This is a genomic window from Amycolatopsis sp. SID8362 (genome assembly GCF_010550475.1).
Lineage (GTDB): Bacteria > Actinomycetota > Actinomycetes > Mycobacteriales > Pseudonocardiaceae > Amycolatopsis > Amycolatopsis eburnea.
The window spans coordinates 1-7,305 of record NZ_JAAGNB010001607.1 but is presented as its reverse complement, the minus strand read 5'-3'; the positions used below and the strand labels follow the sequence as shown (position 1 = coordinate 7,305).

6 protein-coding genes are annotated in these 7,305 nt (G+C 72.2%); 3 read left to right on the top strand and 3 right to left on the bottom strand.

Annotation, left to right across the window (positions count from 1 at the left end):
* The 3 genes from G3I65_RS49495 to G3I65_RS49485 form a co-directional block, all read left to right on the top strand.
* A partial coding sequence (locus G3I65_RS49495) for a DUF5682 family protein (RefSeq protein WP_239071922.1) occupies window positions 1-557 on the top strand: 557 nt, incomplete at its 5' end.
* Window positions 554-1,726, top strand: a complete 1,173-nt coding sequence (locus G3I65_RS49490; protein ID WP_160702643.1) for a VWA domain-containing protein — start codon at window positions 554-556, stop codon at window positions 1,724-1,726. The genes G3I65_RS49495 and G3I65_RS49490, both read left to right, overlap by 4 nt.
* 72 nt (window positions 1,727-1,798) lie before the next feature.
* The gene (locus tag G3I65_RS49485) at window positions 1,799-1,921 is read left to right on the top strand and encodes a 50S ribosomal protein L36 (protein WP_125313707.1); all 123 of its coding nucleotides are present in this window, start codon (window positions 1,799-1,801) and stop codon (window positions 1,919-1,921) included.
* Here G3I65_RS49485 and G3I65_RS49480 read toward each other — a convergent pair.
* The 3 genes from G3I65_RS49480 to G3I65_RS49470 all read right to left on the bottom strand — a co-directional run.
* Window positions 1,912-3,387 carry an NAD(P)/FAD-dependent oxidoreductase gene (locus G3I65_RS49480; protein ID WP_160702641.1) on the bottom strand — a complete coding sequence of 492 codons (1,476 nt, stop codon included), beginning with the start codon at window positions 3,385-3,387 and terminating at the stop codon, window positions 1,912-1,914. The genes G3I65_RS49485 and G3I65_RS49480 overlap by 10 nt on opposite strands.
* A 22-nt stretch (window positions 3,388-3,409) precedes the next feature.
* The gene (locus G3I65_RS49475; protein WP_160702639.1) at window positions 3,410-5,761 is read right to left on the bottom strand and encodes a polysaccharide lyase 8 family protein; all 2,352 of its coding nucleotides are present in this window, start codon (window positions 5,759-5,761) and stop codon (window positions 3,410-3,412) included.
* A 177-nt stretch (window positions 5,762-5,938) separates the two neighbouring features.
* A partial coding sequence (locus G3I65_RS49470; protein ID WP_160702637.1) for an aldehyde dehydrogenase (NADP(+)) occupies window positions 5,939-7,305 on the bottom strand: 1,367 nt, incomplete at its 5' end.

Here is a 7,305-nt window from a genome sequence, read left to right as displayed (position 1 = left end):
ACGGCATCGACGACGACGCCGCGGCGCGGCTGGCCGCACTGGTCGACGGCGTTCACGACGCGACGTCGCTGCTGGGCGACGACGCCAAGGACCGCTGGCTGACGGCGCTGGCCCGGCTCGCGGAACGGCCGTCGCTGCCGCCGCTGCTGGCCGGGCGGCTCACCCGGATCCTGCACGACAGCGGCCTCCTCGACGCGCTCGACATCGAACTGCGGCTGGGCCGGGCACTGACCCCGGGTATCACGCCGTCGGCCGGGGCGGCGTACGTCGAAGGCTTCTTCGACGGCGGCGCGCTGCTGCTGGTGCACGACGAAGGCCTGCTGCGGGTGATCGACGCGTGGCTCGCGGCGATCCCGCCGGAGACCTTCACCGAGGTGCTTCCGTTGCTGCGCCGGACGTTCGGCGCGTTCAGCGGGCCCGAGAAGCGGGCGATCGGGCACCGGGCGGCCGGCCTGACCGGCCCCACCCGGCGCGCGCCGGTGGCGGAGGAACTGGACGAGGACCGGGCGGAGCGCGTGCTGCCCGTCCTGGCGGAACTGCTGGGGGTGGGGGCGTGAGCTCGGAAACCGACGACCGGCTGCGGCGCTGGCGGCTGGTGCTGGGCGGCGAGGGCGCCGGGCCCGGCTCGGGGCTGGCGGACACCGAGCTGTCCGATGAGGACAGTGGGGTCGACCAGGTGCTGGCCGCCCTCTACGACAAGCCGGACGAGGAGGCCGCGGGCGGGCAGCGCGGGGCGAACCTGGGCGCGTCGGCGCCCCGGGTCGCGCGCTGGCTGGGCGACATCCGCCGCTACTTCCCGAGCACGGTGGTCCAGGTGATGCAGCGCGACGCCGTGGACCGGCTCGGGCTGACCCGGATGCTGCTGGAGAAGGAGCTGCTGTCGGCGGTCGAACCGGACGTGCACCTGGTCGGCACGCTGCTGTCGCTGAACGGCGTGCTGCCCGAGGAGACGAAGGAGACCGCGCGCGAGGTCGTCCGCAAGGTGGTCCAGGAGCTGGAGGAGCGGCTCGCCGAGCGCACCCGCGCGGCGATCAAGGGCGCGCTGGACAAGGCCTCGCGCACCCACCGGCCCCGCCCGGGCGACGTCGACTGGGCGCGCACGATCCACGCGAACCTCAAGCACTACTCCCCCGAGCTGCGCACGATCGTCCCGGAGCGCCTGGTCGGCTTCGGACGGCGGCAGCAGGCGGTGCAGCGGGACGTGATCCTGGCCGTCGACCAGTCGGGCTCGATGGCGGAGTCGGTGGTCTACTCCGGGCTGTTCGGCGCGGTGCTGGCCTCGATGCGGGCGCTGCGGACGTCGTTCGTCGCGTTCGACACCGAGGTCGCGGACCTGACCGAGCACCTGGCCGACCCGGTCGACGTCCTGTTCGGCACCCAGCTGGGCGGCGGCACCGACATCAACCGGGCGATCGCGTACTGCGAGGGCCTGGTCGAGCGCCCGGAGCGCACGCTGCTGGTGCTGATCAGCGACCTCTACGAGGGCGGCGATGAGGACGAGCTGCTGCACCGCGTCGGCGAGCTGGTGAGCGCGGGGGTCCAGGTGGTGACGCTGCTGGCCCTGTCCGACTCGGGCGCCCCGTCGTACGACCACGAGACCGCGGCGGCACTAGCCGAGCTGGGCGTCCCGGCGTTCGCCTGCACCCCGGACCAGTTCCCGGAGCTGATGGCCGCCGCCATCCGCGGCGACGACCTGCAGGGGTGGGTGGCGCGTGAGACCAGCTGAGTCGTGGAATCAAACCGACCCGGGCGGTGTTGAGCACACCGTGGGACGGTTCCCACGGGAAGGACGGTCACCATGAAGGTCCGCAGCTCGCTCCGCTCACTGGCCCGCCAGCAGGGCGCCCAGGTCATCCGCCGCGGCAACCGCGTGTTCGTGATCAACAAGGACAACCCGCGCTCGAAGGCGCGTCAGGGCTGAACCGCGCTCGACGGCGTGCGGGAGCCGAACCGCAGCACGCCGTCGTCGAGCCGGTTGAAGCGCATGTCCGCCAGGTCGAGCAGGTAGTTCTGGCGCATCATCCAGGGCCGCCTCCCACCCTGCTTCGGCAGGCCGGAGGCGGCCCTTTTGATGTACCCGGACTGGAGGTCCACGATCGGGCGCGGCCGGCCCGCCGTGGAAGCCGAAGCCGCGTCCGGCACGCAGTACGCGAACCCGTGGCGGTCCAGGTGCGCGAGCAGCCGGCAGACGTACTGGGACGTCAGGTCCGCCCGCAGCGTCCACGAGTTGTTCGTGTACCCCACGCACCACGCCAGGTTCGGGACGCCGCCGAACATCATGCCCTTGTACGCGCGCTGCTCCCCCGGGTCGATCGCCCGGCCGTCGACGTCGAGCGCGATGCCGCCGAAGGCCACCAGGCGCAGCCCCGTCGCCGTCACGATTATGTCCGCGTCCAGCGAGCGGCCCGACTCCAGGGAAACCCCGGCGGCGGTGAACCGCGTGATCCGGTCGGTCACGATGTCCGCCTTGCCCGACCGCAGCGCCTTGAACAGGTCCGCGTCCGGGACGAGACACAGGCGCTGGTCCCACGGGTCGTACGACGGCACGAAGTGCGGGTCCACCGGGATCGACGCCGGCAGCTGCGCCGCCACGCGCTTGCGCAGCGCCAGCGCCGCCCGGCCGGGGAGCCGGCGCATCAGCTGGAAGAACAGCGTCCCCATGACCACGTTCTTGCCGCGGACCACCCGGTGCGCGAGCTTCTCCGGCAGCAGCGCGCGGATCCGGTCGGCGAGCGCGTCCCGGTCCGGGCGCGCCACGATGTACGACGGCGAACGCTGCAGCATCGTCACCTGCGAAGCGCGCGAAGCGAGCGCCGGAACCAATGTCACGGCCGTCGCGCCGCTGCCGATCACCACGACCCGCTTGCCCGTGTAGTCCAGCGACTCGGGCCAGTGCTGCGGGTGGACGATCTCGCCGACGAACTCCGCGCGGCCCGGGAAGTCGACGACGTGCCCGGATTCGTAGGAGTAGTAGCCACTGCACAGGTACAGGAACCGGCACGTGAACGTGGCGCCGTGCGCCGTCGAGACCGTCCACCGCGCCGTCGCGGACGACCACGACGCGCGCACCACCCGGTGCCCGAAGCGGATGTGGTCGGTGATGCCGGAAGCGGCCGCCGTTGCGCGGATGTACGCGAGGATCGACGGCCCGTCCGCGATCGCCTTCGGGTCCTTCCACGGGCGGAACGGGTAGCCGAGGGTGAACATGTCCGAGTCGGACCGGATACCCGGGTACCGGAAGAGGTCCCAGGTGCCGCCGATGGTGTCACGCGCTTCGAGCACCGCGTACGTCTTGCCCGGCAGCCGCTCCCGCAGCCGGCACGCCGCGCCGATGCCGGACAGCCCGGCCCCCACGATCAGGACGTCGAACTGTTCGGCACCGGTCATGGCTCGCAGCGTAACCGGGGCCCTACAACCGCACGACCCGCGTCGCGCCGAAGGTGCCCTTCAGCGGCACCGTCACAGGCTTGCCGTGCACGGTCACCGTCACGCTGTCCTGGGTCTGCGTCGGGTCCGACACCGCCAGCTGCCGCGGCCCGACCGCCACCGACGCGGGCCCGGACACGCTGACGCCGTCGACCGAGCCGGCCGCGAAGAAGTTCGCCAGCAGCGTGGCCCCGGTCCGGACGGCCTGGACCGTCGCGGTGTTGGCGCGCACGCGCCACGCCCACGACGCCGTCAGCGTGCCGATCGGCGACGCGCCCGGCAGCACCGCGTACGCGTACGTCGCGCCCGCCGGCTTCACGCCGTGCTCCAGGACCAGCTTCTGGTACCGGCGCGTGTTCGGGGTCGTGGTGCCCTTGGTGTTGGCGCCGGTGTCGATGTCGCGCCACGCGCCGGTCCGGTCCTCGCGCAACGCCGTCACCGAAGCGCCGTCCAGGACCACGTACCCGCCGACGTCTTCCAGGTGCAGCCACCGCGGTTCGCGCAGTGCGGACGCCTTGCCGAGTTCGGTGGCCACGCACCGGCCGTCCGCCAGCAGGACCCCGCGCCCGCCCTCGCCGAGGTTGCGGTTCTCGATCGTCGTGCGCACGGCGTGGTCGGCCGTGCCGGTGATCCCGGCGCCGAGGCACAGGATCCCGGCCGGAGTGAAGAACCACGACTTCTTCGCGACCAGTGAGCCGTCCCAGGACGTGAAGTCGAACGCGTAGGCGCCGGTGCGCGCGTCCCAGCGGACGCCGCCGGTGTGCGGGTTCGGCCCGACCGGCACGCCGCCGAACTTCGGGTCGACCGGGCCGTCGTTCTCGGTCGTGCCCGGCAGCAGCAGCGGGTCGACCGTCGGCCAGTAGGCGTCGGTGTAGTGCCCCTTGGCGTTCGGGAGGAACGTGTAGAGCACGCCGTCGCCGACGTGGTAGCCCTTGAGGTTCTGGCCGTTGATGGCTTCGTAGCGGGAAATCCGCGTCGAGCTGACGCCGAGGGAGGCCGACCAGTCGCCGGTGACGTGCACCAGGCGGTCCTGCTGGCCGAAGATCCGGTGCGTTGCCGTGACCCGCGCCGGGCGCGCGCCCGAGGCCAGCATGTCCTGTGCGAACTCGATGCCCGGCGTCGCCACCAGGTCCGGGCCGGGCGCGAACCGCTCGGGGTCCGGGATCTTCAGGAACGGGGCGTACGCGCCTTCCTTGATCCACTTCGCGGCCAGCGCGTTGAGGTCGGTCTTGGTCTTGCCCGACGCCGTCCGCGCCAGCACGAGGGTCGCGACGGTGAGCTGGTGGCCGATGTCGTGGCCGGTCTCCCCCTGCCGCGAGAGCATCCGCCCGCGCACCGGCTCCATCAGCGCGCCGGCGTAGACGAACGGCGCGAAGCTGTCGGCGACCAGCGCGTAGATCTTGTCCTTCAACGGCTGCGGCAGCGCGTACTCGGTGCCCGACGTGACGTGGATGGCGCCGGCGAGCGCGGTGAGCAGCACGATGCCGTAGTGGCCGGGGTACGGGATGGTGTCGTGCTGGATGAACGAGCCGTCGACGTGGAAGCCGTCGCCGGCCGCGCGGTCCAGCTTCGCCACGACGCTCGCCGCGCCCCCGCCGGCGACGTCGGTGAGCGCGTCGATGCCGGTCTTGATCCAGGCGGTGTCCCCGAGCATCGCGCCCGACACGATGGAGATCAGCGCCTTGTCCGCGCGGTTCGCGCCGGTTTCGACCACCGACGCGTTGTTGGCGCGCCTGTTCGGGTTCCCGACGAACCGCTTCACCGGCGCGAGGTAGCGCGCCAGCTGCTCGGCGGTCAGCTCGTCGGCGACCACCGAAAGCGTGTGCAGCAGGTAGTACGGGATGCCGATCTCGTAGGTGTACCAGTTGCCGATCTCGCCGACGTTCTCGTTGTACTGGCTGGCGTAGATGAGTTCCAGCGCGGCCTTGATCCGGTCGAGCACCGCCGGGTCGCCGGCCAGCGCCCCGCCCGGGGTGCCCCAGTCGACGGCGATCGCGCGCAGCCGGGCGTACATCGACGTCGTGTAGTCGCTGCCCGGGCCGAGCGGCAGGTCCGTCCACAGTGGAGCACCACCGCCGGCCACGGACAGGCTCGAGTGGTACGCCTTGGCGACGCGGCCCAGGTTGGCCAGCGCCTCGGCGCGTTCCGGCGACGGCCGGTTGATGCCGGTCTGCAGCTGCCGGTAGGCGGCGACGATCGGCGCGGTCGCGGCGGGCACCCCACCCGCGGCCGGGGCCGCGGGTGGACTGGAAGCGAACGCGGGACGGCTGAGCAGAACGGTCGAAGCGGCCGCCAGCGCGCCGCCGCGCAGAGCGTTTCTCCGGTTCACGGGCATGGCAATGCCTCCCAGGAAGACATCTTCGGCTTACGGGGAACGGGGATTCAGTTGTGCGGCGGCGTTACTGGCCCATCACTTTCCAGAAGAAAGTGGCGCGTACGTATCTTTCCTAGGGAAAGTTCGGGGTTCGAGGGCGAAAAACCGCACTTTCGTAGGGAAAGTGGCGGGTTGGGTTCAGCGGGAGCCGTCGGTGCGGCGGGGCAGCTGCCACGGGTTGGCCTCCTGGAGTGGTTCGGGCAGCAGCGCGTCCGGGAAGCCCTGCCACGCGATCGGGCGCAGGAAGCGCTCGATCGCCGCGGTGCCGACGGACGTCGTCGTCGGGGCGGTCGTGGCCGGGTACGGGCCGCCGTGCTGCTGGGCCCAGCTCACCGTCACCCCGGTGGGCCAGTCGTTCCACAGCAGCCGGCCGGCGATGCGGGCCAGCGACGGCAGCACCGGCCGGAGCCAGTCCACATCGGACTCCTCGCCGTGGATCGTGGCGGTGAGCCCCGGTTCGATGACGTCGAGCAGGCGCAGCAGTTCGGCCTGGTCGGCGTAGGTGACGATCAGCGACGCCGGGCCGAAGCACTCCTCGTGCACGGTGTCGCCGCCCTCGAGGAACTGCTTGCCGGTCGTGGCGAGCAGCGTCGGGGTGAACGCGGGCGCCGAAGAATCCGACTCAGACACCACCTCGACGCCCGGGACCTCCTTCAGCGCCGAGAGCTGCGAAGAAAAGCCGGCAGCGATGCGGTCGTTGAGCATCGGCTGGGCCGCCGCACCGTCCAACGCGTCCTTCAAAACCGAAGTCAGGCCGTGGTCCTCGGGCAGGAACAGCAGCCCGGGCTTGGTGCAGAACTGGCCGGCGCCGAGGGTGAACGACCCGGCGTACCCCTTCGCGACGGCCTCCCCGCGCGCGGCGATCGCGGCCTCGGTGACCACGACCGGGTTGACGCTGCCGAGTTCGCCGTAGAACGGGATCGGCCGCGGCCGCGCGTTCGCGATGTCGAACAGCGCCCGGCCGCCCGGGATGGAGCCGGTGAACGACGCCGCCGCGATCCGCGGGTCCTTCAGCGCCGTGACGCCTTCCTCCTGCCCGAAGATGACGTCGAAGACGCCCTCGGGCGCGCCAGCACCGATCAGGGCTTCGCGCACGATCCGGCCGGTCAGCGCGGACAGCTCCGGGTGCCCGGGGTGCGCCTTGAGGATCACCGGGCAGCCCGCGGCGAGCGCGGACGCCGTGTCGCCGCCCGCGACGCTGAACGCGAACGGGAAGTTGCTCGCGGCGAACACCAGCACCGGGCCGATCGCGGTCCTGACGCGGCGGATGTCCGGCCGCGGGCCCATCGGCCAGTCCGGGTCGGCGTGGTCGACGGTCGCGCCGAGGTACTCGCCTTCGGTGAGCACCTCGCCGAACAGGCGCAGCTGGAACGTCGTGCGCTTCAGCTCGCCGGCCAGCCGCGGGGTCGCGGGCAGGTGGGTCTCGCTGTGCGCCAGCGGGACGAGGTCGTCCGTGGCGGCGTCGAGGGCGTCGGCGGCCGCGACCAGCCAGCGGGCGCGCTCGG